2 pseudogenes are annotated in these 1,402 nt (G+C 37.6%); both read right to left on the bottom strand.

The annotated features are described in order from the left end of the window. Window positions 1-572: 572 nt before the first annotated feature. Window positions 573-1,139, bottom strand: a pseudogene (locus O9290_RS28520) (REP-associated tyrosine transposase). 130 nt (window positions 1,140-1,269) lie between these two features. Then, window positions 1,270-1,402, bottom strand: a pseudogene (locus O9290_RS13000) (IS630-like element ISMae24 family transposase); the annotation flags it as partial.

The raw sequence follows: 1,402 nt of genomic DNA, 5'->3' as shown, positions 1-1,402 counted from the left end.
GGCTCTTCGTTACTTGTTATGGTTCGATAGGGGGGCATAAATCGACTAAATCCTTATCTGGCAAGAGACTTAATTGATTAGTTCGCTCTAGATCAAAAATAATTGACAAAAATCGCCAAATGCCTTTCTATATAAGGGTTCCATCCCTTATAACCCCCGTCCATTGCATAACAAAAACCGAAGAACCGACTATTTTTCTGGATAACTCGCTTGTTCTAATTTTCATGAACTTATCGCCTTATCGCCAAAATCATCAATCATGTAAGTGCGATCGCTGATCTTGTAGGTTGGGTTGAGGTGACGAAACCCAACATTGCCTTTATTTCTGACCTTAATTTTTTGGGTTTCACTTCGTTCAATCCAATCTACATTTTATTCGATACCAACTATTAGTGACAAAACCCAACATTGCCTTTATTTCTGACCTTAATTTTTTGGGTTTCACTTCGTTCAATCCAACCTACATTTTATGGTTCTTCGGTTTTTCTTATGCAACAGAAAGGATTATAAGAGATGAAACCCAACATTGCCCTTATTTCTTACCTTAATTTTTTGGGTTCCACTTCTACATTTTATTCCATACCAATATCACTATCAAAGATCAGCCTTTCTGAAGCTCCCCACATCTGATTATAAATTCCTTCTTCAACCTAACGGTGAAAACTGGAATATTGCCAATCTTTCGGAGCGTTTACTAATCCATGATGCACGGGATTATAATGGATGTATTCGAGATGATTAACAAAATCTCGATCGCCGTAGGCGCGCCCTTGGCGACCATCTCGAACTTGATGCTCCCAAAAGCGACGTTGCCAAATAGCCTTTTCTCCTTTATGTTGTCGAGATGTTGAAATTTTACCCTGATATTGAGAATGACATTGACGGCTAAAATAACTTTTAATTAATCGCCAACGAGTTGAAAAATCTGCATCCGTTTCAGGCCATGTCCAAAGAGCATGAATGGGAGCTGGTAAAATGACAATAGCATCAATCTTAAAATGATGTTGTCGCATAACATATTTAAAAGCATTTCGTAGTCAATCCACATTTTCAGGTTCACACAAAATTCTGTGACGATTGGATGTCACAACTGTAAAAAAATAAGTGGCTTTAGGTGTTTTTGCTCTACGGTATTGCATCAAGTTAGAATAACATTTATTGGATTGGTGTTTACGCAACTGGCGTTGGGTTTCGTGCCTCAACCCAACCTACCAAACTGTTTATTCTCTCCTTAAAAAAGTGATTTCTGCGTCATTATTCAGTAAGTACCTAGGCAAAATTAATTACATACTCGCCTCCAAAATTGTCCAGCACTTTTTTAACGTAAGCGAGGAGGCTCTTTCGGTCTTTATAGGCGCTAAATTCAATCCATTCATATTTTAAAAATCTCCATAATATTTCA

Source organism: Microcystis sp. LE19-41.2A (assembly GCF_027530405.1).
GTDB lineage: Bacteria > Cyanobacteriota > Cyanobacteriia > Cyanobacteriales > Microcystaceae > Microcystis > Microcystis aeruginosa.
The sequence above is the reverse complement of the archived record's forward strand: the minus strand, read 5'-3'. Positions and strand labels throughout refer to the sequence as shown.